This is a genomic window from Nocardiopsis camelliae (genome assembly GCF_028993595.1).
In the GTDB taxonomy this organism is placed as follows: Bacteria; Actinomycetota; Actinomycetes; order Streptosporangiales; family Streptosporangiaceae; genus Nocardiopsis; species Nocardiopsis dassonvillei.
In genome coordinates this window covers 6,243,328-6,266,414 of record NZ_CP118614.1, presented here as the reverse complement: position 1 = coordinate 6,266,414, position 23,087 = coordinate 6,243,328, and the positions used below count along the sequence as shown (strand labels likewise).

24 protein-coding genes, 5 tRNA genes and 1 pseudogene are annotated in these 23,087 nt (G+C 70.7%); 19 read left to right on the top strand and 11 right to left on the bottom strand.

Annotated elements, in window-relative coordinates; all coding sequences use genetic code 11:
- Positions 1 to 64 precede the first annotated feature (64 nt).
- The 5 genes from PV789_RS27340 to PV789_RS27320 all read left to right on the top strand — a co-directional run bounded on the left by PV789_RS27340 (position 65) and on the right by PV789_RS27320 (position 4,275).
- Positions 65 to 808, top strand: coding sequence for a hypothetical protein (locus PV789_RS27340; RefSeq protein WP_274975189.1), 744 nt, complete (start codon positions 65 to 67; stop codon positions 806 to 808).
- Entirely contained in the window at positions 805 to 1,788 is a 984-nt protein-coding gene (locus PV789_RS27335) for a DNA methyltransferase (RefSeq protein ID WP_274975188.1), read from the top strand. The genes PV789_RS27340 and PV789_RS27335 overlap by 4 nt, the downstream gene beginning before the upstream one ends.
- Complete coding sequence (locus PV789_RS27330; RefSeq protein WP_274975187.1) at positions 1,785 to 2,192, top strand: hypothetical protein; 408 nt, start codon at positions 1,785 to 1,787, stop codon at positions 2,190 to 2,192. Before PV789_RS27335 ends, PV789_RS27330 begins: the two co-directional genes overlap by 4 nt.
- 339 nt (positions 2,193 to 2,531) lie before the next feature.
- Positions 2,532 to 2,810 carry a helix-turn-helix domain-containing protein gene (locus PV789_RS27325; protein ID WP_274975186.1) on the top strand — a complete coding sequence of 93 codons (279 nt, stop codon included), beginning with the start codon at positions 2,532 to 2,534 and terminating at the stop codon, positions 2,808 to 2,810.
- Entirely contained in the window at positions 2,797 to 4,275 is a 1,479-nt protein-coding gene (locus tag PV789_RS27320) for a tyrosine-type recombinase/integrase (RefSeq protein WP_274975185.1), read from the top strand. The genes PV789_RS27325 and PV789_RS27320 overlap by 14 nt, the downstream gene beginning before the upstream one ends.
- 74 nt (positions 4,276 to 4,349) lie before the next feature.
- On the opposite strand, the gene PV789_RS27315 is transcribed toward PV789_RS27320, so the two are convergent.
- The 4 genes and pseudogenes from PV789_RS27315 to PV789_RS27300 form a co-directional block, all read right to left on the bottom strand.
- On the bottom strand, positions 4,350 to 4,919 hold the full coding sequence (locus PV789_RS27315) for a hypothetical protein (RefSeq protein WP_274975184.1): 570 nt from the start codon (positions 4,917 to 4,919) through the stop codon (positions 4,350 to 4,352).
- A 364-nt stretch (positions 4,920 to 5,283) separates the two neighbouring features.
- A tRNA-Lys gene (locus tag PV789_RS27310) sits at positions 5,284 to 5,356 on the bottom strand.
- A 282-nt stretch (positions 5,357 to 5,638) separates the two neighbouring features.
- Positions 5,639 to 5,865: pseudogene (locus PV789_RS27305) on the bottom strand (site-specific integrase); the annotation flags it as partial.
- A 173-nt stretch (positions 5,866 to 6,038) separates the two neighbouring features.
- A complete protein-coding gene (locus PV789_RS27300) occupies positions 6,039 to 6,821 on the bottom strand; it encodes an SDR family NAD(P)-dependent oxidoreductase (RefSeq protein WP_274975183.1) in 783 nt (260 codons plus the stop codon).
- A gap of 109 nt (positions 6,822 to 6,930) precedes the next feature.
- On the opposite strand from PV789_RS27300, the gene PV789_RS27295 reads away from it, so the two are divergent.
- Positions 6,931 to 7,566 (top strand): TetR/AcrR family transcriptional regulator, encoded by a 636-nt coding sequence (locus PV789_RS27295; protein ID WP_274975182.1) that lies wholly within the window; start codon positions 6,931 to 6,933, stop codon positions 7,564 to 7,566.
- 80 nt (positions 7,567 to 7,646) lie between these two features.
- Here PV789_RS27295 and PV789_RS27290 read toward each other — a convergent pair whose 3' ends face one another.
- Positions 7,647 to 8,072 (bottom strand): Rid family hydrolase, encoded by a 426-nt coding sequence (locus PV789_RS27290; protein ID WP_274975181.1) that lies wholly within the window; start codon positions 8,070 to 8,072, stop codon positions 7,647 to 7,649.
- Between the two features lie 149 nt (positions 8,073 to 8,221).
- Here PV789_RS27290 and PV789_RS27285 point away from each other — a divergent pair, with 149 nt between their 5' ends.
- The 3 genes from PV789_RS27285 to PV789_RS27275 all read left to right on the top strand — a co-directional run bounded on the left by PV789_RS27285 (position 8,222) and on the right by PV789_RS27275 (position 10,985).
- On the top strand, positions 8,222 to 8,710 hold the full coding sequence (locus tag PV789_RS27285; protein ID WP_274975180.1) for a MarR family winged helix-turn-helix transcriptional regulator: 489 nt from the start codon (positions 8,222 to 8,224) through the stop codon (positions 8,708 to 8,710).
- A 154-nt stretch (positions 8,711 to 8,864) separates the two neighbouring features.
- Positions 8,865 to 9,431 (top strand): NADPH-dependent FMN reductase, encoded by a 567-nt coding sequence (locus PV789_RS27280; RefSeq protein WP_274975179.1) that lies wholly within the window; start codon positions 8,865 to 8,867, stop codon positions 9,429 to 9,431.
- A gap of 282 nt (positions 9,432 to 9,713) precedes the next feature.
- Positions 9,714 to 10,985, top strand: a complete 1,272-nt coding sequence (locus PV789_RS27275) for a PA0049 C-terminal domain-containing protein (protein ID WP_274975178.1) — start codon at positions 9,714 to 9,716, stop codon at positions 10,983 to 10,985.
- Positions 10,986 to 11,211: 226 nt separating this feature from the next.
- Here PV789_RS27275 and PV789_RS27270 read toward each other — a convergent pair whose 3' ends face one another.
- Together PV789_RS27270 and PV789_RS27265 are read right to left on the bottom strand one after the other, a co-directional pair.
- Positions 11,212 to 12,084 (bottom strand): alpha/beta fold hydrolase, encoded by an 873-nt coding sequence (locus PV789_RS27270; protein ID WP_274975177.1) that lies wholly within the window; start codon positions 12,082 to 12,084, stop codon positions 11,212 to 11,214.
- Entirely contained in the window at positions 12,081 to 12,575 is a 495-nt protein-coding gene (locus tag PV789_RS27265) for a GbsR/MarR family transcriptional regulator (RefSeq protein WP_274975176.1), read from the bottom strand. The genes PV789_RS27270 and PV789_RS27265 overlap by 4 nt, the downstream gene beginning before the upstream one ends.
- 277 nt (positions 12,576 to 12,852) lie before the next feature.
- Between PV789_RS27265 and PV789_RS27260 the strand changes: the two genes are divergently transcribed.
- From PV789_RS27260 to PV789_RS27250, 3 genes are all read left to right on the top strand, one after another.
- Entirely contained in the window at positions 12,853 to 13,239 is a 387-nt protein-coding gene (locus tag PV789_RS27260) for a PPOX class F420-dependent oxidoreductase (RefSeq protein WP_274975175.1), read from the top strand.
- 394 nt (positions 13,240 to 13,633) lie between these two features.
- The gene (locus PV789_RS27255) at positions 13,634 to 14,248 is read left to right on the top strand and encodes a TetR/AcrR family transcriptional regulator (protein ID WP_274975174.1); all 615 of its coding nucleotides are present in this window, start codon (positions 13,634 to 13,636) and stop codon (positions 14,246 to 14,248) included.
- A 340-nt stretch (positions 14,249 to 14,588) separates the two neighbouring features.
- Positions 14,589 to 14,849, top strand: coding sequence for a PspC domain-containing protein (locus tag PV789_RS27250; RefSeq protein WP_274975173.1), 261 nt, complete (start codon positions 14,589 to 14,591; stop codon positions 14,847 to 14,849).
- Positions 14,850 to 14,986: 137 nt separating this feature from the next.
- Here the strand turns inward: PV789_RS27250 and PV789_RS27245 are convergent, their stop codons facing one another.
- Together PV789_RS27245 and PV789_RS27240 are read right to left on the bottom strand one after the other, a co-directional pair.
- Positions 14,987 to 16,291, bottom strand: coding sequence for an MFS transporter (locus PV789_RS27245; RefSeq protein WP_274975172.1), 1,305 nt, complete (start codon positions 16,289 to 16,291; stop codon positions 14,987 to 14,989).
- A gap of 334 nt (positions 16,292 to 16,625) precedes the next feature.
- A complete protein-coding gene (locus PV789_RS27240; protein WP_013155455.1) occupies positions 16,626 to 16,976 on the bottom strand; it encodes a metallopeptidase family protein in 351 nt (116 codons plus the stop codon).
- A 97-nt stretch (positions 16,977 to 17,073) separates the two neighbouring features.
- Here PV789_RS27240 and PV789_RS27235 point away from each other — a divergent pair, with 97 nt between their 5' ends.
- The 5 genes from PV789_RS27235 (at position 17,074) to PV789_RS27215 (ending at position 20,079) form a co-directional block, all read left to right on the top strand.
- Positions 17,074 to 18,618, top strand: coding sequence for a metallophosphoesterase family protein (locus tag PV789_RS27235; RefSeq protein WP_274978266.1), 1,545 nt, complete (start codon positions 17,074 to 17,076; stop codon positions 18,616 to 18,618).
- A 96-nt stretch (positions 18,619 to 18,714) separates the two neighbouring features.
- Positions 18,715 to 18,787 (top strand) — tRNA-Glu (locus PV789_RS27230).
- A gap of 88 nt (positions 18,788 to 18,875) precedes the next feature.
- Positions 18,876 to 18,950 (top strand) — tRNA-Asp (locus tag PV789_RS27225).
- Positions 18,951 to 18,975: 25 nt separating this feature from the next.
- Positions 18,976 to 19,049, top strand: a tRNA-Phe gene (locus tag PV789_RS27220).
- 232 nt (positions 19,050 to 19,281) lie between these two features.
- Positions 19,282 to 20,079, top strand: a complete 798-nt coding sequence (locus PV789_RS27215; protein ID WP_274975171.1) for an alpha/beta fold hydrolase — start codon at positions 19,282 to 19,284, stop codon at positions 20,077 to 20,079.
- Positions 20,080 to 20,158: 79 nt separating this feature from the next.
- Here the strand turns inward: PV789_RS27215 and PV789_RS27210 are convergent, their stop codons facing one another.
- Positions 20,159 to 20,575, bottom strand: a complete 417-nt coding sequence (locus tag PV789_RS27210) for an RNA-binding S4 domain-containing protein (protein WP_274975170.1) — start codon at positions 20,573 to 20,575, stop codon at positions 20,159 to 20,161.
- 96 nt (positions 20,576 to 20,671) lie between these two features.
- Here PV789_RS27210 and PV789_RS27205 point away from each other — a divergent pair.
- Positions 20,672 to 20,746 (top strand) — tRNA-Asp (locus tag PV789_RS27205).
- A gap of 82 nt (positions 20,747 to 20,828) precedes the next feature.
- Positions 20,829 to 21,560 carry an rRNA methyltransferase gene (locus PV789_RS27200; protein WP_274975169.1) on the top strand — a complete coding sequence of 244 codons (732 nt, stop codon included), beginning with the start codon at positions 20,829 to 20,831 and terminating at the stop codon, positions 21,558 to 21,560.
- 257 nt (positions 21,561 to 21,817) lie between these two features.
- On the opposite strand, the gene PV789_RS27195 is transcribed toward PV789_RS27200, so the two are convergent.
- Positions 21,818 to 23,014: an MFS transporter gene (locus PV789_RS27195; protein WP_274975168.1), complete on the bottom strand. Its 1,197-nt coding sequence runs from the start codon at positions 23,012 to 23,014 to the stop codon at positions 21,818 to 21,820.
- Between the last annotated feature and the right edge of the window lie 73 nt (positions 23,015 to 23,087).

Here is a 23,087-nt window from a genome sequence, read left to right as displayed (position 1 = left end):
GCATCCGCGATGGGGACGTCTTCTTAGGGGTTCATCAGGGCGAGAACAACGAAGGGGGCTCCTGATGACCCACACCCACAACAACACCGGGGCGGGCAGGCCGCCGCTGGCGGTCTGGCTGTGCGCGCCGACCGCGCACCAGCCACCTCCCCCCGGCGGGGACCTGGTGCCGGTGCCGCGCCGGTTGGCCCGCCGCCTGGTGGCCGAGTACACCCAACCCGGTGCGGTGGTCGCGGACCTGACCGGCACCAGCCTGGTCGCCGAACAGGCCGCAGCTGCAGGGCGCTTCTACGAGGTAGGCCCGTCCACCTTCCCGCACCGGCCGGCGCACGGGGAGCAGGAGGTGGCCTGGGCAGACCTGACAGCCCTGACGGTCAGCGCCGAGATCGACCAGGAACAGCAGACGCGCGAGCGACAGCTGCGGGCCCGGATGCTCTTCGCCGCCACCCTCACCCGCCCCGGCGGAATCATCGCCGCCATCACCGCCGTGGGGCACACCCTGCAGGGCGAGGTGGTCGACCCGGCACCAGGGCTGGTGCGGGCCGCCTCCTGCGCGGGGCTGGTCTATCTGCAGCACGTCATCGCGATCACCGCACCGCTCTGCGAAGCCGGACTCGGTGCCACCATCCCGGTCCGGGGTGAGGGCTTCGACCCCGACGAGGAGGAGGTGGGGTCGGGGTTGCCGGCCTCGGTGGCTGATGCGGCAGCCTCCATCACCTCACCCGCACACCTGAACGTGTCGGTGTTTCGCCTGCCGAAGAAGGGCCACACCGTCACCGCGGACGCTCCCGGGGAGGTGGACGCATGACGCAGGAACACCACGCCAATTTTGGCCACCAGGCGGACATGTTCGAAGAAGTCCACGCGCACGACCACCCGCACGACCAGCCGGGCGATCTGCCAGGTGGTGCGGGGTGGTCGGTGTGGTTGACCGGCCAGCAGCAGGCCCGCCAACAGCGCGGCACCCGCTACTCGCGCCTGTCGGTGGAGCACCCCGCCAAGATGCTCCCGGCCATCGCCCGCCACGCCATTCGCACCTACACCCGACCCGGCGAGGTGGTGCTGGACCCGATGTGCGGGATCGGCACCAGCCTGGTCGAAGCCGTCCACCTGGGACGCGACGCCGTCGGGGTGGAGCTGGAGCCCAAGTGGGCCAGCATCGCGAGGTTGAACCTGGAGGCCGCCCAGGCTCGGGGCGCTCTCGGCCAGGGGAGGGTGCACACCGGTGAAGCCGCCCGCACCCTGGCCGGTCTGACCGAGGACGCCCTGGCCGGGAAGGTGCGGCTGGTGCTGACCTCGCCCCCGTACGGGTCCATGACCCACGGCCAGGTCCGCTCGCGCCGTGACGGCGCCGAGGCGGTGGAAAAGCACGCCCACGTCTACTCCCGCGACCGCGACCGGCGCGCGGACAACCTCGCCTACCAAAAACCCGAGATGCTGGCTGGTTCCTTCACCCGGATCATGGCCGCCTGCAAGCCCTTGCTGGCCCCGGGCGGGGTGGTCGTGGTGACCACCCGCCCCTACCGCAAAGACGGACGCCTCATCGACTTCCCCGGTCAGGTCGCCGACGCCGCACAGCGGGCGGGGTTGGTGCAGGTTGACCGGTGTGCGGCGCTGCTGTGCGCCATCAAAGACGGGGAGGTGGTCTCGCGGACCTCGTTCTTCCAGCTCATCGAAACCAAACGCCTGCGCAAGGAGGACAAGCCGGTGCACGTCATTCAGCACGAGGATGCGCTCGTGTTCACCAACCCCGCCCCGGCCGCAGGTGAGGGGAGCGCGGCGGCATGAGCACGCCCGCCCCCAACCTGGCTGCTGCTGCCACCACTCGCTTCGAAAGGACACCTGGCCCTGTGGGCTTCTCCGACACCGCATCCGCGGACCTGCGCAGGCGCATCATCGACGACATCCGTACCCTGGCCGACTTCCTGGACCTGAACCCCGAGTTGCCGGTGGGCCGACACACCCGGGTGGAGGTCGTCTACTTCCCGCACACCGACACCGACGACGAGGCCTTCGACGAGGTGGCCGACGTGGCCGCCCTGCTGGGCCGCATCCCGGCGTGGGAGGGCGAGCACTACGTGGTCGAACACGCCCACGGCGCGGGACGCTACCGGGCGGTGGCCATCCCCGAACACACCCGGGCCACACACCGGGCCTGGCTGACCTATACCGGGCACGTGCGCCCCGACTGACCAGGCGCCGAGCCCGAACAGGGCTGGTAACCGGATGGGCGGTGTGGGGCGCCACGGCGGCCCTCACCGCCCAACCCCGCCCCGGGGGCACCCCAACGGCGTCTGCGGCCCGCAGCGTGGCCCACAGCGCCCCACGGGCGGCGAGCCCTGACCCAGCCCCGCAGGCGAAAGGCCTGGTGAGGTGGATACGAGGCGGAGGAAAAAACCGTTGGCCCATGTCATGAATCCGCTTGACCACCTCTACGAGGTCGAGCGTGGATGCGTGGTGCCCCGCACCACGCGGGGTCGCGCACCGCATCCGCGCACGTCAACACCAGGCAGGAGGTGGACAAGGTGGACATGAAACCTCCAGTCACGCTGGGCGAGGTCAGCTCCTTGCCGCTGCTGTTGGACCCGGTCACCGCCGGACACCTTCTCGGGATGAGCCGCTCCCGCACCTACCGCCACCTCCAGGCAGGCACGTTCCCCGTGCCCGCCCACCGGGTGGGCCGGTCCTGGCACATCCCGACCGCGGGAATCCTTGCCCACCTGGGGATCGACCTCACCGCCCTGCTGGGACATTGCGGATGCGGTGCGCGCCATGACGAACACCAGGAGGCCAACCATGGCCGTGCGTGAAGGTTCCACGTTCAAACGCTGCGGGTGCCGCGACCAGACATCCCACAAACTCCTCGGAGCCAAGTGCCCACTCCTGCGCCGCCGCAACGGGGCCTGGAGCTCCACCCACGGACGGTGGGGCTACCAGATCGAACTGCCGCCCACCAGCCAGGGGAGCCGCCGCCAGGTACGCAAGGCCGGTCTGGAAACCCAGGACGAGGCCCTGCGGGAGCTCGCCCACGTCAAAGCCCTCCTGGAAACCGCCGAGGACGAGCACCAGCTCGTCCAGGTCGCCGACCTGATCCAGTCCACGTTCAAAAAGCACGAACCCCTACCCGCGCCCGACACCATCAAGCGCTACCTGAACCAGGGCATGGACGTACGCGCCGAGGCCCCCACCGTCGCCGCGTGGCTGACCGAGTGGCTCGAGCACAAACCCGACCTGGCCCACAGCACCCGCGCCTCCTACGCCGGGCACATCCGCAACCACCTCACCCCCCACCTGGGACACCTGCGCCTGGACCGGCTGCAATCCCGACACATCGAGGCGATGTTCGACGCCATCGAGGACAAGAACGTGCGCCTGCTGGAATGCCGCGAGTCCACCGACCCCCGAGTGCGCGCCAGCGTCACAAGGCAGCGGGTGACGTCCTTGTCCACCAAGCACCGCATCCGCGCGACCCTGCGCAGCGCCCTGACCGACGCGGTGCGCAGCCCAGAGCTGCCCACGGTGACCTACAACGCCGCCTCCCACGCCCGTCTACCGTCCTGCCCCCGCAAGAAACCCCTGGTGTGGACCACCGACCGGGTCGCCCAATGGGAGAAGGACGGCACCATCCCCGGCGAGGTGATGATCTGGACACCCGAGCAGACCAACCGCTTCCTGACCCACGCCCGCAAGTACACCTGGCTCTACCCGATCTTCCACCTCATCGCCTTCAAAGGGCTCCGGCGCGGAGAAGCGGTCGGGCTTCCCTGGACGAACGTGCGGTTGACCGACGGGCAGATCGATATCAACACCCAGGTGGTCCAGGTCGGATGGGCGACCACCACCTGCACCCCCAAGAGCGACGCCGGGGAGCGCAGCATCACCCTGGATCAGGCCACCACGCGCGTGCTCAAGCGGTGGCGGCGCCGCACCCTGGAGGCCAAGCTCGCCGCCGGGGGCGACTGGACCGACAGCGGGCTGGTGTTCGTCCAAACCGGCGGTCAGGGGTGGCATCCGGCGCAGATCACCGACTGGTTCACACGCATCGCACGCGCGGCCGGTCTACCGCCGATCGGGCTGCACGGGCTGCGCCACGGGGCAGCGTCCACCGCGCTGGCTGCGGGAGTGGACGTCAAGGTGGTCTCCGCCGAACTGGGCCACTCCACCACCCACTTCACCCAGGACACCTACCAGTCAGTGTTCCCCGACGTCGCCAAGGCCGCCGCTGAGGCCACCGCCGCCATGTTCACCACCAGCCACGCCCCAGCCGCGCACTGACCCGTCACCTATCCATAGGGCCCTGCACCACTGCAGGGCCCTTCGACATTTGGGATCACGGGCAGCGGAGTCCCTCACTCCATGGTCGCTTCGCCTTCCATGGCAACGACCTCGCGCCGGATCTCCTGAAGCTCAGCAATACGAACATCGATGCGCTCAGGGGTGAGCTGCGAACCCTCGTAGTACTGCGGGTCCCACCCGGTGACGACTAGTCCATCTCGACCGAACAGCTTGGGAACGAGGAAGCCAAGGTCCACCAACCGATCACGCATGGCCGACTGTGCATCTCCGTAACAGAGATAGGAGGAAAAACCACTTCCCATACTCGCGTGGATGACTCCGCGAACAATCAAACCGCTACGGGTCAGCCGAAGCTCAGTCATCTCGTGCTTGCGCGGACGCAAACCACCATCGAGGCTGGCGGATGCCAACGCAGAGGAACAAATGCCCTCAATCTCCTCCAAGTCGGCTTTGGTGATGCGTACCTGCCGTTCCCGTTGTGCCTGGGCGGCCTCAGCCTCACGCCGTTCCTGGTCAGCCCTCGCCTGCGCGGTACGCCGAGCGATCTCTTCTGCTTCAGCTTGGCGCTGCGCTCGGCGCTGCAGTTCCTCTTCAGAGGGTCGGAACAGGTCAGCAAGTCCCATCGGTGCTCCACAGAGGACAGGGTGAACGGATCGAGCCCAACGTATCCAGCACGGGATCAGCCTGGGGGTGAAATGACGATATCCCTCATCGCAATGGAACCCTGGGACGGCTCACGGCGGCCATATCGGACGCCAACCCGGCCCCGGCGCAGCGATAGGTGTTCAGTGGCGCAGCGGCCCGCTGGTGGGCCCGCGCAGGGCCACGGTTCGGGGCCGGTGTACCCCGTGGGTGGAGCATCCGGGAGCGAGCATTCTCGCGAGGTGGAGGCACGGCCGAAGCTGAAGAGCACACACGGAGCAGAATCGAGGCAAGCCAGGCGCCCGAAATGCGCCTCACATAGCCTCTGGCCTGGGGTTTTGCGGGTAGGCCCCCAGGGGCTCGAACCCTGAACCCACGGATTAAAAGTCCGTTGCTCTGCCAATTGAGCTAGAGGCCCGCGACACGGCTCGGAGCATGGTCCTGGCCGTCGCCGGAGCCAACTCTACCGTAGCCATACGGGCTCTCGGTGGCTGGTACACCCCACCAGGACCCGAGGCTGCCCACCGCTTGCACGTACCCGCACCCTGCCTGGGGAGGCGTAGTAGCGGCAGTGGAGCCACCACCGAGCACACCAACAACACCTCGCTTCGACGGCACCTCTTCGATTCGGCGCACAGCGAGGCCCCCGCTCGGGCGATGGTGCCGCTGGTCCGAGCGGGGGCCGGTGGTGTGCTGATGGCTATGCCCTGCTGGTGGCGGGTTTGAGCATGGCTGCGGTGGCCTCTGTGGCGGCCTTGGCTACGTCGGGGAACACAGTCGGGTGGGTGTCCTGGGTGAAGTTCGTGGTGGCGTGGCCGAACTCAGCCGAGACCACCTTGACGTCCGCCCCAACGGCCAGGCTCATCGACGCGGCCCGTGGCGCAGCCCGTGCAGGCTGATCGGCGGCAAGCCCGCCGCTCGCGCGATGTGTCTCGTACCGAGTGTGATGGAGGCTCTGGCATGTACAGGGTCTTGCGGAGCCGTGTTCCCGGGTTCTCGGGCCCCGGTGCTCGGCTGTCTCTTCCGGAACTCCGCGGGTGTCGGACAGCCGAGTGGTGACGGTGAGGCGGCGGGGACGTGCAGGGCGGCTGGCGACCCGGTCAGGCTGCCGTCGTATCGGGTTGCAGGGCGGGGCCGAGCAGGAGCCCGCCGTCCGCGACGAACTCCGAGCCCGTGACGAACGAGGCGTCGGCCGAGGTGAGGTGGAGGAGGAGAGCGGTGATGTCGGCCGGGGTCCCCGTTCGGGGGACGGCGTACGGCTCGGGCGAGTAGAAGTCGGCGATGGGCGGCTGCCCGGCGATCGGTTCGTTGATCAACGGGGTGGAGATGACGCCGGGGTGGATGGAGTTGACCCGGATGCCGTCACGACCCAGCTCCAGCGCGGCGGTCCTGGTGAGCCCGCGCAACGCCCACTTGCTGGCGACGTACGGCGCGTAGAGCGAGGTCCCGGCGTGGGCCATCGTGGAGGCGATGTTGACGATCACTCCGCCGCCGTTGCGGCGCAGTGACGGGGCCACGGTCTTGACGCCGAGGAACGTGCCGGTGAGGTTGACGTCGAGTACGCGGTCCCAGACCCGCCGTTCGGTTGCCTCGATCGGCGCCGCGGGGTTCTGGACGCCGGCGTTGTTGACCAGAACCGCGATCGGACCGAACCGGCGTTCGGTCTCGGTGACCGCAGCCGACCAGGCGTCCTCGTCGGTGACGTCCAGGCGGACGAACAGTGCCCGCTCGCCGAGTTCGGCGGCGAGCTCCTTGCCAGACCCTTCGGAGAGCGCGGCGATGACGACGTTCGCCCCCTCCCGGTGGTAGGCGCGAACGTGGCTGGCCCCCTGCCCGCCGGTACCACCGGTGACGAGAACGGTCTGCTTGTCGAAGCGTCCCATGACGCGGTCCTTCCTGCGCAATGATGGTGAGTCGAGTGACTCGCCTCGCCAAAGCTACGCGCATGGTAGGTAGTGAGTCAAGTGACTCGCCTCGCGTAGAGTGGTGCCCATGACGACGGAGACCTCGCCCTACCACCGGCGCGTCGCCGAGCAGAAGCGGGCGGCCATCATCAAGGCCGCCACCCGCCTGTTCCTCGACGCCGGGTACGCCGGCACCTCGCTGGCCAAGGTCGCCGAGGCGGCCGGGGTGTCGAAGGCGACTCTGTTCAAGCAGTTCCCGACCAAGGCGGCGCTGTTCGACGCGATGGTGGCGGAGTCCTGGGCGGTTGGGGACGACGGCGACCTCCGCCCGCCGACGGGCGACCTGCGGGCGGGCCTGACGGCGCTCGGCCGCAGGTACGTCACCCTCCTCACCCGGCCCGGAATGGCGGCCCTCTTCCGCATCGTCATCGCCGAACTGCCGCGCTTCCCCGAGTTGGGCGAGGCCCACTTCCAACGCGGCAAGATGCCCTACTTCGACTCGGTGCGCCGCTATCTCGACGCCGAGAACGCCCTGGGAACGGCCAGGCTGGACGACACGGAACTGGCGGCGACCCAGTTCCTCGGCATGATCTCCAACTACGTCCTCTGGCCCCGGATGCTGCTCGTCGACTGGTCCCCCGACGACGCGTCGACGGCACGCGTCGTGGATGAGGCCGTACTGATGATGGAGGCCAGATACGGCGCGGCGAACACCGCCGACTGAAAAGGGCTGTCGCCGGGGCCGGGGTCCTGACCGACGACCCCCGTCCTCCCGAGGGCATGGCCGCTGTGCGCGGCGGCGGTTCAGTTCCCGGAGCCGACGATGGCGGTGACGCGGATCTCCACGCGCATCGCGGCGAGGCCCAGGACGGTGACGCCGGTCTCGGTCCAGATCGGCGCACGGCCGCCGAGGCGGCTGCGGAACTGCTCGGCCATGACCCTGTTGTGGTCGTCGCCGATGACGTCGTCTCCCGGCGCGACCTTGTGGTACGAGTTGACGTGGATGACGTCCTTCCAGGTCGCGCCGACCGTGGCGAGGGTGCGCTCCACGTTGTCGAAGGCCCGGACGATCTCCTCCTCCAGTGAGTCGGGGACGGCCAGGTCGTCGTCCACTCCGGCCTGACCGGAGATCTCGACCCGGTCGCCGACGCGGACGGCCCCGCTGTAGCCGAGGGCCGCGTGCAGCTTCTCGCCGTAGCCCGGAGCGATGCCGAAGGTGACGGTGCTCATGATGCTCCCTCTTCCGTTTCGGAGGGGTGGATTACCCCCTTGATGACTTCAAGCGTAAAGTGAAAGTAGCAAGCAATGACTTCAAGCGTCAAGTGATGGCGGGATTCGCCGGAAGGGCGGGATGCTCCATGAGCGGCACGGAAGGGCCCATGAGCGGCACGGAAGGGCACGGGGACGACGAGGAGCCGCGATGGCTCGACGAGCAGGAGAAGGCGGCGTGGACGGGCCTGGTCTCCCTCGTCCTGCTGCTGCCCGGCAAGCTGGAGTCACCGCTGCGGCAGGAGAACGGCCTCAGCCTGTTCGAGTACCTCGTGCTCAGCCACCTCTCCGAGGCCCCGGGGCGCAGGCTGCGGATGGGGGAGTTGGCCTTCCTCGCCAGCGGTTCGCTCTCCCGGCTGTCCAACGTCGTCAAACGCTGTGAACAGCGCGGCTGGGCCGTGCGGACGCCCGACCCGGACGACGGCCGCTACACCCTCGCCGAACTCACCGACGTCGGTTTCGACCTCGTGCGCTCGGCGGCTCCCACGCATCTGCGCTCCGTGCGCCGCACCGTCCTCGACCCGCTCAGCACGACCGACCTGAAGGCCCTCGCCCGCATCGCGGAAAAACTCGGCATCGTCCCCGACGGCCTCGGCTGACAGCGGTTCCGTCCCGTCCCGTGCCACGAACCGGGACAGTCGGGCCCGGGCGGGGTAGGTCCGGGGCCCCGATCCGCCGTTTCCGGCGGCTTCCACGAACACGCCGGAGCCTCGGGAGGTACTGTGCTGACGACTTCGGAACGGGGGAGCGGCCATGTGGGCGGTACTGGGTATCTGCGGCAGTCTGCGCAGGAACTCCCACAACGCCGCACTGCTGCGCCTGGCGGGCCGCAGCAACCCCGGCGTCTCCGTGGTCGGCGGTGACCTGGCCGGACGCCTCCCCCTGTTCAACCCCGACCTCGACAACGACGAGGACCTGCCGGAGGTCGTCACGAGGTTCCGGGCCTGCGCCGACCGGGCCGAAGGCGTGATCATCGCCACCCCCGAATACGCGCACGGCCCCTCCGGAGCCACCAAGAACGCCATGGACTGGCTGATCGGCTCCGGAGGGCTCACCGGCAAGCCGACCCTCCTCATGAGCGCGTCACCGGGGCAGGCGGGCGGTATGCGCGGCCACCTCGCGCTGATTCCCACGCTGACCCTGATGGGGAGCGTCCTGGTCGACTCGGTCACGGTCTCCGGGGCTCCCGCACGGGTGGACTCCCGTGGCGAGTTCCGCGATCCGGCGGTGCTGGAGCGGGTCCGGCTGGCCATGGACGAGATGGCCACCGCGCTGTCCTACTCACGTCGGAAGAAGGCGACGGACCTGCTCCTGGAGTAGCCCGGCTCCTTCGCGGGCGCGGTGGGCATCGGACCGCCGACACGCTCCCCGCCGGGCCCGCCCCGCCGACCGGAGGCGTGGACACGGGGCTGTCCCGGTCGCCCGGGCCGGCGCCCCGCACGTGCCCCGACCCGGACACGAACGCAGCGGGCGAGACCGACCGCTCCTGTTCGAGGCACGGGGATGGCGTGGCTCATGGGAAAGGTGTGACTTCTGGCAAACGGGGAACCTCCTACTTCCCCCCTCTTTGTCGAACACATCGAACAACGGAGTGAAGCCAGCGTGCGCATCCACCAGACCATCCCCCGCATCGCGGCGTCGGCGCTCATCGCCGCCCCCGTCCTCGCCCTGGGCGCCCCGGCCCAGGCCGAGCAGGCGACCGGCTGCCTCGGCCGGGACGGCGCCACCGTCGAGGAGGCGCGGGTCACCGAGGAGGTTCCGCAGGAGATCCTGCGCAGATCCGGGTTCGTCATGAACGTGGACCGCTTCACGCGGGAGCTGTGCGCGGCGTCCGGAACGGACGAGGCGAGCGCGGTCGTCGAACGCCACGGCGACGCGCTCTGGCGCGAGGCGGTGGACCGGGTCCAGGGGAACGGGAAGGTCGGGGGGAGCCTGAGCGCCGGGGACGACCGGCCGGTCTACTGGGCCCGGCTCGCCATGACCTCGGCCCTCAACCGCTGGCAGCCGGACTTCGAGCTGAGCGACGCCGACCGCGCCGGGCTCGTGGCCGACATGGACCGCCGCTCCCGCGGCCACGACGACACCGGTTTCGCCGAGGTCCCCGGGGAACCCGAGGCCCTCCACGTCGTCGTGACCGGGTTCGACCCGTTCCGCCTCGACAACGACATCCGCCAGGCCAACCCCTCCGGCGCGGCCGCCCTCGCCCTGGACGGGGCGGTGATCGAGACCGACGCCGGCGTCGCGGTCGTCGAGACCATGCTCTTCCCGGTGCGCTGGCGCGACTTCACCGACGGCATGGTCGAGGAGGCCCTCCTGCCGCACTACACCGGCGACCGCCCGGCTGACGCGGTCATCACCGTCAGCCAGGGCCGACCGGGCCAGTTCGACCTGGAGGCCCACAACGGCGCCTGGCGCGGCGGCGCCGCGGACAACGAGTCGGTCGGCACGGCGGAGATGGCGCCCGTCCCGGACGGCGTCCCCACCGTCACACCGCAGCCGCAGTGGTCGGACTCCTCCCTGGACCACCCCGCGATCGTCGAGGAGACCACCGGCGCGCCGTTCCCCGTGGTCGACAACACCACGGTGACCGAGATCCCCGAGGGCGGGACCGAGCCGGTGGTGAGCGAGGACGGGCCCACCACGGGCTCCGAGGCGCGGGCCGGAGGCGGGGGCGACTACCTCTCCAACGAGATCGCCTACCGCAACACCCTGCTGCGCGACGCGACCGGTCTGGACATCCCCGCCGGTCACGTGCACACCCCAATCCTGGACTTCGGTCCCGGCGACGGCGTCAGCGACCCCGAGTTCGAGCGCGACCGCGCGGCGATCGTCGGCCAGGTGAAGGACATCGTCGCGGCCGCCCTCCGCGGTTGACGTCCCCGGGGGCGGGCCCGGCCGGGCCCGCCCCCGCCACCGCGTCGTCCGTCGAGGCCCCGGAGGTCCCGTAGCCGGACACGGCGTTCCGCCGGGACCCCTGAGGCCCCGGCGGGGCCCGGTGGCGGCGCGGGCGCTCCGGGCGTCCGCGCCGCCGCTCCGGGGCCGGGAGCACGCGGGCCAGCGGGCGTCCCGCGCGGAACGCGCCTTGACGCAGCCGGTCCGGTCAGGCCCCCGCCCCGGTGAGGAAGTCGCGCACCAGCGCGTTGACCCGCTCGGGGGACTGCCGGTTGACCCAGTGGCCGTGGCCCTCCAGCACCTCCAGGCGGGACCGGGGAACCCGCTGAGCGGCGGCCACGGTGTGCCGGGGGCGCACGCCGACGTCCTCTCCCCCCTGGACGAACAGGGTCGGGCAACGGATCTCGCCCAGGCGGGGTCGCAGGTCCACGTTCATCCGCCACGGGCCGATGGATGCGTTCTGCCAGTCGGAGGAGCCCGCGCCGTTGGCCCGTACCTCGGGCATGATCTCCTCCACGATGTCGTCGAAGTCGTCGACCGGGCCCGCGAACAGGCTGGTGCGCGCGAACCGGGCCACCCCCTCGCGGCTGCGGAACAGCCACGTGGGCAGCGTGTGGTTGAGCAGGCGGCTCCTGGCCGTCAGCCACAGCAGCTGGTGCACCAGGGGAGGGAACGAGATGATCCCGGCCGGAGCCAGGGCGACGAGCCGGTCCATCCGGTCGGGGTGGTCGATGGCGTAGGCCAGGGCGATCGCCCCGCCCTGCGACAGGCCCACCAGTGAGGCCCGTTCGACCTCGAAGCGGTCCAGGACGGCGGTGACGCACTCCAGCATCCGGGTGTGGTCGGCCGTGCCGTTCCAGGGCCTGCTGTGCCCCTGCTTGGGCCAGTCCAGGGCGAGGACCCTGTGGCCGGCGGCCAGGGCCGGGATCATGTGGCGCCAGCTCAGCAGGGCGTTGTCCAGGCCCGCCCCGCTCAGCAGCAGGACCGTGCTCGTGCCCCGCCCCGCCGTGATGACGCTGAGGGTGCCCTCGGGCCGCTCGACGCGGACGCGGGGGAAGGGGTCCGACGGCGGAAAGCTCATGGGCGCCGACCGCTCCCGTCGCGTTCGCTCCGCCACCGCGAGAAGAGCGAGGGCAGTTCGGTCTCCAGGAACCCGTAGAGCTCGTGGACGCTGGCCAGGCGTTCGCGGCGCTCCTCCGGGGCATCCCGGAGCATGCCGAGCCCGCGCTCGGTGACCTCGCGGAAAGCGGCCGTCCGGGCGTACCGGCGCTCCAGCATCCGGCTCCAGCCGTCCGAGGCGACCCGGAAGTACTCCTGGCGCTGTCCGCGCTTGCGCACCCCCTCGACCAGGCCGCTGGGAGTGAGCAGGCGCGTGGCGCTGCTGATGGAGCTGCGGCTGACCTGGAGGGTCCGCGCGAGCTGGGCCGCGCTCTGTTCCGGTGGATCGCAGATCAGCAGCCAGCCGACGACCCTCCCGGCGATCAGGGGGAGGCCCTCGCGCTCGAAGAACACGGCGATCTCGTCGACGAAGGCCAGTTCTTCCTCGGGGGGTTCGCTCGGGGATTCGCTCATGCGACGAGATTACAGTCATTGCAGTAATTACTGCAATGACAGGATTCCACGGGGGAGGCACATGACCGCGGCAGCCCGCGATCCTCGCGGGGAAGCGCGGGAGCGGCCGGGGCCGGGGGGCTCCCCAGGGGTCCCGGGCCGTCGGGGCACAGGTCGGTCCTCGGCTTCCCGGCCGTTCTCCGATACGGTCCGTCCGTCTCGGGCGCGTCGCCGCGTCCGCCGCGGGACGTGTTGGTGTACTCAAGGCCATCGGCGTCAACCGACGACAAGGAGTGACATGGCGTTCTCGGAGAAGCAGCAGGCGGTCCTGCGCAAACCGGCCTTCGGACACGTGGCCACACTCGGCCCGGACGGCTCCCCCCAGTCCAGTCCCGTGTGGATCGACTGGGACGGGGAGTTCCTCAGGTTCAGCCAGACCACGACGCGGCAGAAGCTCCAGAACCTCAGGCGCGACGGCCGGATCTCGGTCTCGGCCACCGACCCCGACGACCCCTACATGTACGTGGAGGTCCGCGGCGTGGTCGACCGGGTGGACGAGGACCGGGACAAGGCCTTCATCAACCAGATGGCGCAGAAGTACCTCGGGACCCCCTACCCGTGGGACAACCCCGACGAGGAGCGTGTCATCGTCTGCGTCCGGCCGGAGCGCTTCGTCGGACGCTAGGCAGTGTTTTTTTTGGGCCTCCGCTCCGCTTCGTCCCACCCGTCGCCCGCCGCCACCCTCAACGGACGCCTACGGCGCGGTCCTTCTTGTGTTCGGGCGCCCGGAGAACGGGAACCTCGGCACCTACGACGGGTTCGCTCGTGCCCACCCGTCGCCCACCACCACCCTCAACCGACGCCTACGGCGCAGTTCCCCCATGGGAACCCGCCTCCGGCCCCTCCAGAACCCCGTGGGCGCCCGAACCAACCCCCCACAAGCCGAGGCCGGCTCAAAAAACAGAACCCAGGGCACGGGCGGGGCCGTGCCCTCCGGCGCGCGTGGTCGCCGTTCCGGGGGATACTTGTGGGAAACTTTGCATGGACTGCAAGGATCGACCTTGTACGGGAGAGGACCATTGGGGCTTCGCGAACGCAAGAAGCAGGCCACGCGCCGTGCCCTCCAGGACGCGGCCGTCCGCCTCACGCTGGAGCGCGGCCTGGAGAACGTGACCGTCGAGGAGATCGCGGCCGAGGCCGACGTCTCCACCCGGACGTTCTTCAACTACTTCGCCACCAAGGAGGACGCCCTCCTGGGCGAGGTCCCGCGGTGCCCCGACGAGGACATGCGCAGGCAGTTCGCGGAGGGCGGCCCCACCGGTGACTTCGTCGAGGACCTCATCACCATGCTGATCGCGTTCCTGGTCAGCACCGACGACCTCGACACCCAGCGCGACGACATGCGCCTGCGCAAACAGCTCATGGACCGCGAGCCCCAGCTCGTCCCCAGGATGCTCGCCCGCTTCCACACCGTGGAGATGGAACTCGCCGCCACCATCGCCGAGCGGACCGGCGTCCCCGCCGAGGACGACCGCTCGGTCGTGGTCGCGGCGGCGGCCATGGCGGTGATGCGCCACACCATGAGGCGTCTGCGCTTCTCGGAGAACGAGGAGGCGTCGGACGTCCGCGCCAGCCTGCGCACCGACTTCCGCTTCCTGGGCGAGGTCTACGGGAGGCCCGGGACCGCCGACTGACCGAGGCCTCCATCCGAACCCTCGCGCGGGCCCTGTGTCGCCGGGTCCCGTGTCCGGGTCCCGTGTCCGGGTCCCGTGTCCGGGCCCCGCGACCGAATCCCGGGGCCGGACCCCGACCCGGCCGCCGGGCCCGTCGCCTCCGGCGGCACGGTCCGCGCGTGCCGGTGTGCTCCACGCCTCAGGGCACTGACGGAACGCCGTGCGCTCCGGCCCGCGTCCAACCCCTGCGGGGCGCGTCGGCACCCCGTGCCCGGCCCCTCCGGGGGCTCGGGGGGATGTCAGGGGCCGCCCAGGGCTGTCCCGGATGGGAATCGTCGTCAGGAGCGGGCAGGGTGGAGACATGAACCAGAACTTCCAGAGCAAGCGCTTCCGACGCAGTGGGAGCGACCGCTACCTCGCCGGCGTCTGCGGGGGGATCGCCGAGTTCCTCAACGTCGACTCCACGCTGGTCCGCCTGATCTTCGTGGTCCTGACGCTCCTCGGGTTCAGCGGCGTCTTCGTCTACATCCTGGCCTGGCTGATCATGCCGGCCGAGAACGAGAAGCGCTCCTTGCTGGAGCAGATCATCCGCAACTTCCAGGGAAAGCCGAGCCAGAGCTGATGTGGACCCTCAGAGCACAACCCGGCTGGAAACGACGCGAGCTGCGCACCCCGCGGGAGGAGCGCGAGGTCGAGCAGACCCGCGAAGCCCCCGCGGAGCGCGGCGAGGAGCGCTAGGGACACGGTGCGCCGGGAGTCCTAGGCGCCTTCCCCGGTCGCGTTCATCCGGTCGATGGTCTCACCGGCCATCCGCGACCACGGCAGGGCCAGGAGCAGCGCGCAGACCACGCCGAGGGCACCGGCCGCGGCGATGACGACACCGGTGCCGAACTGCTCGGCGAAGAACCCGGCGACCAGGATGCCCACGCCCTGCGCGGCCTGGAGCCCGGCCGCGACCAGCCCGAAGGCCAGACCGCGGCCCTCCTTGGGCACGCACAGCACGAACGCCGCGTTGGCCACGAACTGGTAGGAGCCCGCGACGCCGCAGAGCGCGAGGGCGGACACCATCAGCCACAGCGGCGGTTCGGTCAGCCACAGCAGCAGCGGCGCCGAGGCCAGTACGGCCAGTGGGCCGAGCAGGCGCATGCGGACGGGCGGCGGGACGAACCGGGTCAGGACGAACCCGCCGACGAACCCGCCGATCGCCGAGCCCGCCATGATGAACCCGGCCGCCGCCGCTCCGGCGCCGATCTCCTCGGCCATCGGGTTGGCGAGCCCGTAGGGGATGCCGTACAGGCCGGCGAGCCAGGCGAGCAGGGCCAGGGTGCGCAGCCTGCGGTCGGCGAAGACCAGCTTGGCCCCGTCGCGGGTCATCGCGACGAACCCCGGGCGGTCCGACCGCTCCCCGCGGGGAGCCGGACGCGCGGCCACACCCAGCAGCACGACGAGTGCGGACAGCACGAAGAGGACGCCGGTCGACATCACGGCGATGTTGGGGCCGATGGCGGCGACGATCAGGCCGCCGGCGACCAGTCCGGCGAGCATGCCCAGCTGTGAGGTGAGCTGGATGATGGCCGTGCTGGCGACGTAGCGTTCGCCCTGGACGATCTCGGCCATCATCGCGGCGCGGGCCGCGGCGAAGGGGACCGACGGCACCACCGAGCAGAAGAGCAGTATCCAGACGGCCCAGATCGGCATGCCGGGGATGCCGATGAGCACGATCACGGCCGCGCGCGCGAGGTCGCAGGCGATCATGACGCGGCGGCGCGGCAGGAGGTCGGCGAGTCCGGAGATGAGCGGGCTGATGACCGGGGGCAGGAAGGTCAGGGCCAGGGTGACGCCCGCGGCCAGCGCGGAGCCGGTGATCTGGAAGACGAGCACGCTGGTGGCGATGTTCAGCAGGTTCGTGCCGATCACCGAGAGCGCGTGGGCGAGCCAGACGGACCGGAACTCGGCGATCGCCATGACGTCGCGGTAGCTGCTCCGCCAGTCGTCGTTGTCGGGGGCGCTCGAAGACTCGTGGTCCCCGTTGTCAGGTGTGTTGTCGAGGCGCGGATTGGCCACCCGGCACTCCCTTACTGTTACAGGGTTGTAATCACGCTGTGTCGTGTCCCAATAACCAACAGTTCCGGATGGTGAGCTTCGTCGCAAGCCGTTTGGGGAAATTCGTGTCTGATTCGTTGCTGTGGGTAAGGAATGCCGGGTGGATTCGTCCGTGTTGTCAGGTCGCCTTGGACGGATTGTTTCCACTGCTCGCGGCGCGTGCGCGCGGAGTCGTGCCGCTGTGCCGGAATGTTGTCGATGAGCATGATGTGGATTCACATGTGCGAAGAGTGACGAAAAGCGTGATTCGAAGGAGACCGCGGCCCGGGGTCGAGGGGCCGGGGGAGTCCCGGGCTCAGCCCCAGCCGAGCTCGGTCAGACGGGAGTCGTCGATCCCGAAGTGGTGGGCGATCTCATGGACCACTGTCACGAGCACCTCCTCCACCACCTGCTCGGGGGTCTCGCAGAAGGCGCAGATGTTGCGCCGGTAGATGAAGATCTGGTCCGGGAGCACGCCGAAGTAGGAGTCGCCCCGCTCGGTCAGCGGGATGCCCTCGTACAGGCCGAGCAGCCCCTCCGGCGACTCGTCCTCGACGGTGATCACCACGTTGTCCATGAGCTGTGCCAGTTCGGGCGGTATCTGGTCGAGGGCGTCGGCGACCAGTTCCTCGAAGTCCCTGCGCGTCAGTTCCACCACACCTGCCATTGTGCTGCCTCCCCGCGACGCGCCGGAAGAGACATAACACTCTCGAAGGGGAGGAAACACGGGAACGCCTTCCCCGGAGGGGCATGATGGGGGTGTGTTGTCTTGGGAAGCGATCCGCGGATACGACCTTCGCGGAGCCCTCCGACGGCTCCGCGGCACCTTCGACCGGCTGCGCTCCGGCCGCGCGTGGCGGTGGGGGTGCGTCGTCGTCGCGGGCCTGGTCGGCGGCTGGCTGGGCCTGGCCCTGGGCGGCCAGGTGGTCACCCCCATCGGCCCCGCGGACGTCACGATGAGCCTGAGCCCCCAGTGGCGGGGTGAGACGGTCGTCGACGTGGCCCCGCTGGGGCAGTTGGCCTTCGACACCCACAGCGCCCCGATCAAGCTGGAGGCGAGGATCTCCAACATCCGGCTGTCCGCGGCCGAGGAGGTGTTCGCCGACCCCGAGGCGATCAACCGCATGGCCGCGGGGATCGGGGCCGACCTGCGCGCCGGTGTGATCGGCCTGCTGGTGCGCTCGGTGGTCGCCGCCGCCCTGGGAGCGGCCCTGGTGGGGCTGCTGCTCTTCCGCAACGTGTGGCGGGCCCTGGCCAGCGCCCTGGTGTCGCTGGGCGTGCTCGTGGCCTCCGGGGCCGTGGCCGCCAACACCTTCAACCCCAGCGCCATCGCCGAGCCGCGCTACACCGGGCTGATCGCGGGCGCCCCGCAGGTGGTGGGCAGCGCGGAGGAGGTGGTGGGCCGGTTCAGCCAGTACCAGGAGCAGCTGGCGGGGCTGGTCGGCAACGTCGCGATGATCTACGAGGCGACCTCCACCCTTCCCGTGTACGAGAAGGACGAGTCGGTCATCACCGTGCTGCACGTGTCCGACATCCAGCTGAACCCGGCCTCGTGGAGCATCATCCGCACGCTCCGGGAGCAGTACGGGGCGGACATGGTCGTGGACTCGGGTGACCTCACCGACCGGGGGAGCGCGGCCGAGGACGCGTTCGCCGACGAGATCGGCGGGCTGGACGTGCCGTACGTGTGGGTGCGCGGCCGACACGACTCCACGGGGACGCAGCGCGCGGTCGCGGCGCAGGAGAACGCCGTCGTGCTGGACGGTGAGGTCCGGGAGGTGGGCGGCCTGACCTTCTACGGGTCGGGGGACCCCCGCTTCGACCCGGACGCGACCCGGCTCAACCCCGACGCCTCCGAGGTGGCCGCCCGCGGCGAGGAGGAGGCCGAGAAGGTGGTGGACTCCCGTGAGGACGTGGACGTGGTCGTCATGCACACGCGCACGCAGGCGGAGGCCTTCGACGGGGTGGTACCGCTGGTGCTGACGGGCGACGACCACCTCAGGTCCACCGAACTGACCGACCTGGGCACCAGGTTCCTCGTGCAGGGGTCCACCGGAGGGGCCGGTCTGCGCGGGCTGGACCACGGGCCCGGCCGCCCGACCCCCTACCAGGCCTCGGTGCTGTACTTCGACGCCGAGACCGGGCGCCTCCAGGCCCGCGACGACATCGACCTGGGCGGCATCGGGCTGACCTCGGCACAGGTCGAGCGGCACATCGAGACGGACCCGCAGCGCCCGGTGGGCGAGCCCTCCGAGGAGCCGGAGGAGGAACCCGAGGAGGAGGCAGGCGACGGGCAGCGGACTCCCTGACCCGCGCGTCACCGCCGGTGGAGGAGGCGGCGACTGGCCGCGCTTATCACTTTGGTGTTGGTTGCGAATCTCCCCTATGCTTGACGTGTCACACGGGCCCCCATCGTCTAGCGGCCTAGGACGCCGCCCTTTCAAGGCGGTAGCGCGGGTTCGAATCCCGTTGGGGGTACGAGGCGGTTCGAGCACTACCGGACATCTGGCAGAATGAGAACCGCAGCGAGAGCACGGGGCCGAGGCCCGGTGCGACAACTGAACAAGGTCCTGTGGAGCAGTTAGGAGTGCTCGCCACCCTGTCAAGGTGGAGGCCGCGGGTTCAAATCCCGTCAGGACCGCCGTCGCCGAGAGATCGGCGAGTGCGGCTAGGTAGCTCAGTTGGTACGAGCGTCCGCCTGAAAAGCGGAAGGTCGGCGGTTCGACCCCGCCCCTAGCCACAACCAGCAGACATGCAAAAAGGCCCCGCCACCTGCGGAAGCAGGCGGCGGGGCCTTTGCGTTGGCCGGTGGGCGCCTCCGGCGGCTGCCCGCTGGATGCTCCTGCCCTCCCACGAAGCGCCGTGTCCTGGGAGTTCCGGAGTAGGGGGCTTTCGTGTTTCCGGGCCGCTCCGGGCGGCGGGGTGACGCCGACCACGGCGCGGGCGGGGCTCCTCGGGTAGTGTCCGGACCCGTGAGCCACGTGACCGCAGCTGACGGAACCCGGATCTGGTACGACGTCCTCGGGCAGGGCGACCCGCTCCTGCTCCTCAACGGGCAGTCCCTCGACCACGAGATGTGGGACGGGGTGCACGCGGACCTGGCCCGGCGCCACCGGGTCGTGCGGATGGACTTCCGGGGGACCGGCGGCAGCGACGCGCCCTTGGACGAGCCCTACACCTTCGGCCTGTTCGTGGACGACGCCCTCACCGTCCTGGACGCCCTGGACATCTCCCGTACGCACGTCTACGGGTTCTCCATGGGCGGGAAGGTCGCCCAGACCTTCGCGGCCGCCCGGCCCGGGCGCGTCGGCGCGCTCGTGCTGGGCTCCACGGCGCCGGGCGGGAGCAACGAGGTCGAACGCCCGAGGTCGGCCACCCTCGCGCTGCGCCGGGCCGGTACGGCCGAGGGGCGCGACCTGATCGCCGAACTCTTCTACGGCCCCGAGTGGGCCGCCGCCCACCCCGACACGGTCACCCGCGTCCTGCCGCGCGGGCCGCTGCGCGCCCAGCGCCTGCACTTCGGCGCCAGCTCGGGCTACGACGGGTGGGACCTGCTGCCCTCCGTCCAGGCGCCGACCCTGGTCGTGCACGGTGAGGACGACGTCCTCACACCGGTCGGCAACGCCGCCCTGCTGGCGGAACGCGTCCCCGACGCCCGGCTGCTGGTCCTGCCCGGCATGCGCCACGGCTACCTGCACGAGGACGCGGCCAAGGCCACGTGCGAGGTGTTGGACTTCCTGGCCGAGCACCCGCTCCCCGCGCTGGACTGACGGGCGGTACCGGTCGGCGGTACCGGAGCCCCGGGCGCGGCCGTTTCCGCCGACCGCGCCCGTTCCCGCCGACCGCACGCTACGGAGCGGGCGGGCCCGGCGGGAAGTCGCTGCGCAGCCTGTCCAGCATGCGGCGGTCGCGCTTGGTCGGCCTTCCGGCTCCCCGGTCGCGCCGGATGACGGGAGTGGTCGCCTGCGGCGGAGGCGTCGGCGTCCTGTCGGTGTAGCAGCGCGCGGCGAGCGGCGCGCTCACGCGCTTCTCGATGACATGGCCCACATCGACCGTGCGCGTGGTCCCGTGCAGCCGGACGCGCACCTCGTCACCGACCTTGACCGTGGTGGCGGGCTTGGCCGGACGGTCGTTGACGCGCACGTGCCCGCCCCGGCAGGCCTGGGCCGCGTCGGAGCGCGTTTTGGTGAGGCGTACGGCCCACAGCCAGCGGTCGACCCGGGTGCTCTCCGGGCCCGACGGCAGGGGCGCCGAGAACTCGTTCACGCCGGTTCCTTCCACTCTCCTGGGCGTTTCCCGCCACTCTAGGCGGCCGCCGGTACGAAGTACTCCGAAGTCGCGCTAGAGTTGTTCATGCAGCGAGGTCCTGTGGAGCAGTTAGGAGTGCTCGCCACCCTGTCAAGGTGGAGGCCGCGGGTTCAAATCCCGTCAGGACCGCATGATGGAGGCCCGGTGTCGAACAGACACCGGGCCTTCGGCGTTCTGCGGCCGACACGGACACAGAAGGGCATGAGGGACCTTGGGTTACCGGTACGCCGTCGAGCGGACCGACCACTCGGCCCTGGCGAGCGGGCACGTGCTGCGGTCCGCGCCGGGCTTTCCGGGCTTTCCGGTGCGGCTGGCCAGTGAGCTGTTCCAGCGCGCGATGGTGCACACCGGAGGGGAGCCCGTCCGCCTGTGGGACCCGTGCTGCGGCAGCGGGTACCTGGCGACGGTGCTGGGCCTGCTCCACCGCGACCTGCTCACCGGCGTCCGCGCCACCGACGTGGACGCCGACGCGGTCGCCCTGGCCGCGCGCAACCTGAGGCTGCTGACCGCCGAGGGGCTCGCCGAACGCGAGGAGGAGCTGCGCCGCTCCGCCCGCGACTTCGGCCGCGTGGCCTTCGTGGAGCGTGCCGAGGCCGCCCGCGACCTGGCGGCGGGGCTGGCCGCGCAGGGCGGCGACCTGCCCCACGAGGCGGCCGTGGCCGACGTGTTCTCCCTGGAGGAGGGCGTGGAGGCCGACCTGGTGGTGACGGACGTGCCCTACGGCGAGATGACCCGGTGGGAGGGGGACGTCCCCGGCGGCGCCGGGGAGCCGATGCGGGGACTGCTGGCCTCCCTGGGCCGGGTGCTGCCCGAGCACGCCGTCGCGGTGGTGACCGCCCGCACCCGGCGGGTCGCCCTGCCCGAGGGCGTGCGCGCGCTGGAGCGGGTGAAGGTGGGCAACCGGGCCGCGGTGCTGGTGCGCGCCCGCGACATCGCGCCCTAGGGAGTGTTCCGCGGAGGCTTTCGGATCAGCGAGCGGCCGTCCGGGCAATCCCTCGCGAGACGGTTCGCGTAGGTCAGCCTGGTTGGCTTTCCAAGCGAAACCGGCGCAGCGAGAGGCAGCCCGGTGGTCGCGAGCCCGGAATGGTCCGAGGAACACGACCCAGACGCCTGCCCCACGGTTTCCGGCCCCGGCGCCGTCCACGGGCCCAGGGTCGTCCACAGGCTGTGGACGGCCGTGCGGCCCCGCTCCCGGCCGCCTCAACCCCGCACGTGGGCGAAGGCCCGCCAGGTGTACAGGGCCACCGCCAGGGCGACCGCCGCCAGCAGCACGAAACCCAGCGTGTAGGCCCCGGTCGCCTGGTACACCGCCCCCATGAGCAGCGGCGGGAAGTAGCCGCCCAGCCCGCCGGCCGCGCCCACCAGGCCCGTGACCGTGCCCACCCTCGACGGTTCCACCAGCTTGGCCACCAGGGCGAACACGGCCCCGGTGCCCAGTCCCAGCGACAGCGCGATCAGCACGAACGCCGCACCGGCGGGGAACTCCGCGGGCGGGTGCAGGGCCAGCACGACCGCGAACACGCAGGTGCCGAGGAACGAGATCAGGCACACCCGCACCGGGCCGATCCGGTCCGACAGGACGCCGCCGACCGGCCGGGCGGCCACGGCCGCCACCGCGAACCCGGCGGTGCGCAGACCCGCGGCGGTCTGCGCGTAGTCGTAGGCCAGCGTCAACAGCGTCGGCAGGTAGGTCGAGAAGGCCACGAAACCGCCGAAGGCGACCGCGTACAGCAGCGACGCCTGCCAGGTCGCCCGCAGCCGCACGGCCTCTCCCATGCGCGGCAGCGCGGGCTCCGTGCGAGGCCGCCACTCCGGCGAGTCCCGGCACATCAGCCACATCACCACGCCCATGGCCGCCAGCGCCGCGCACAGCAGCAGGTGGGTGGTGAACAGTCCCACCGTGTCCACCAGCCAGGGGGTGAGGAAGGACGACAGGGCGGTGCCGCCCATCCCCGCGCCGAACACGCCCGTCGCGAACCCGCGCCGGTTCGCCGGGTACCAGGCGTTCACGAACGGGATGCCGACCGCGAACGACGTGCCCGCGACGCCGAGGACGAAGCCCCACAGCAGCAGCATCCCGTAGGAGTCGCCCGACACGCCCACCAGGAACGTCGGCACGATGCTCGCGAAGCACAGGACCGTGAACATCAGCCGCCCGCCGTAGCGGTCGGTCAGCGCGCCCACGGGGATGCGCCCCAGCGCCCCCACCAGAACCGGGAAGGCCACCAGGATCGAGGTCTGCGTGGGTGTCAGCCCCAGGTTCTCGGTGTAGGTGCGCGACAGGGGCCCGATGAGGTTCCACGCCCAGAAGGTGAGTGTGAACGCCGCCGTGGCCAGCACGAGGTTGCCGCCCGCCGTGCCGCGGTGCGACACCCTTCTTCCCGATTCCGTACGCATATGCGCATTCCTTCCTCCACCGCTCCAGGCGATTGTCACCCGATCCGGTGTGGGATGCGCCTTTTTCACGCCG

Bases quoted from the DNA above. Each gene is read 5' to 3' on its own strand.
- PV789_RS27240 (WP_013155455.1), bottom strand. From the start codon at position 16,976: ATGGCAGGTGTGGTGGAACTGACGCGCAGGGACTTCGAGGAACTGGTC.
- PV789_RS27320 (WP_274975185.1), top strand. From the start codon at position 2,797: ATGGCCGTGCGTGAAGGTTCCACGTTCAAACGCTGCGGGTGCCGCGAC.
- PV789_RS27195 (WP_274975168.1), bottom strand. From the start codon at position 23,014: ATGCGTACGGAATCGGGAAGAAGGGTGTCGCACCGCGGCACGGCGGGC.
- PV789_RS27280 (WP_274975179.1), top strand. From the start codon at position 8,865: ATGTGGGCGGTACTGGGTATCTGCGGCAGTCTGCGCAGGAACTCCCAC.
- PV789_RS27335 (WP_274975188.1), top strand. From the start codon at position 805: ATGACGCAGGAACACCACGCCAATTTTGGCCACCAGGCGGACATGTTC.
- PV789_RS27340 (WP_274975189.1), top strand. From the start codon at position 65: ATGACCCACACCCACAACAACACCGGGGCGGGCAGGCCGCCGCTGGCG.
- PV789_RS27265 (WP_274975176.1), bottom strand. From the start codon at position 12,575: ATGAGCGAATCCCCGAGCGAACCCCCCGAGGAAGAACTGGCCTTCGTC.
- PV789_RS27260 (WP_274975175.1), top strand. From the start codon at position 12,853: ATGGCGTTCTCGGAGAAGCAGCAGGCGGTCCTGCGCAAACCGGCCTTC.
- PV789_RS27315 (WP_274975184.1), bottom strand. From the start codon at position 4,919: ATGGGACTTGCTGACCTGTTCCGACCCTCTGAAGAGGAACTGCAGCGC.
- PV789_RS27295 (WP_274975182.1), top strand. From the start codon at position 6,931: ATGACGACGGAGACCTCGCCCTACCACCGGCGCGTCGCCGAGCAGAAG.
- PV789_RS27300 (WP_274975183.1), bottom strand. From the start codon at position 6,821: ATGGGACGCTTCGACAAGCAGACCGTTCTCGTCACCGGTGGTACCGGC.
- PV789_RS27250 (WP_274975173.1), top strand. From the start codon at position 14,589: ATGAACCAGAACTTCCAGAGCAAGCGCTTCCGACGCAGTGGGAGCGAC.
- PV789_RS27285 (WP_274975180.1), top strand. From the start codon at position 8,222: ATGAGCGGCACGGAAGGGCACGGGGACGACGAGGAGCCGCGATGGCTC.
- PV789_RS27270 (WP_274975177.1), bottom strand. From the start codon at position 12,084: ATGAGCTTTCCGCCGTCGGACCCCTTCCCCCGCGTCCGCGTCGAGCGG.
- PV789_RS27325 (WP_274975186.1), top strand. From the start codon at position 2,532: ATGAAACCTCCAGTCACGCTGGGCGAGGTCAGCTCCTTGCCGCTGCTG.
- PV789_RS27290 (WP_274975181.1), bottom strand. From the start codon at position 8,072: ATGAGCACCGTCACCTTCGGCATCGCTCCGGGCTACGGCGAGAAGCTG.
- PV789_RS27330 (WP_274975187.1), top strand. From the start codon at position 1,785: ATGAGCACGCCCGCCCCCAACCTGGCTGCTGCTGCCACCACTCGCTTC.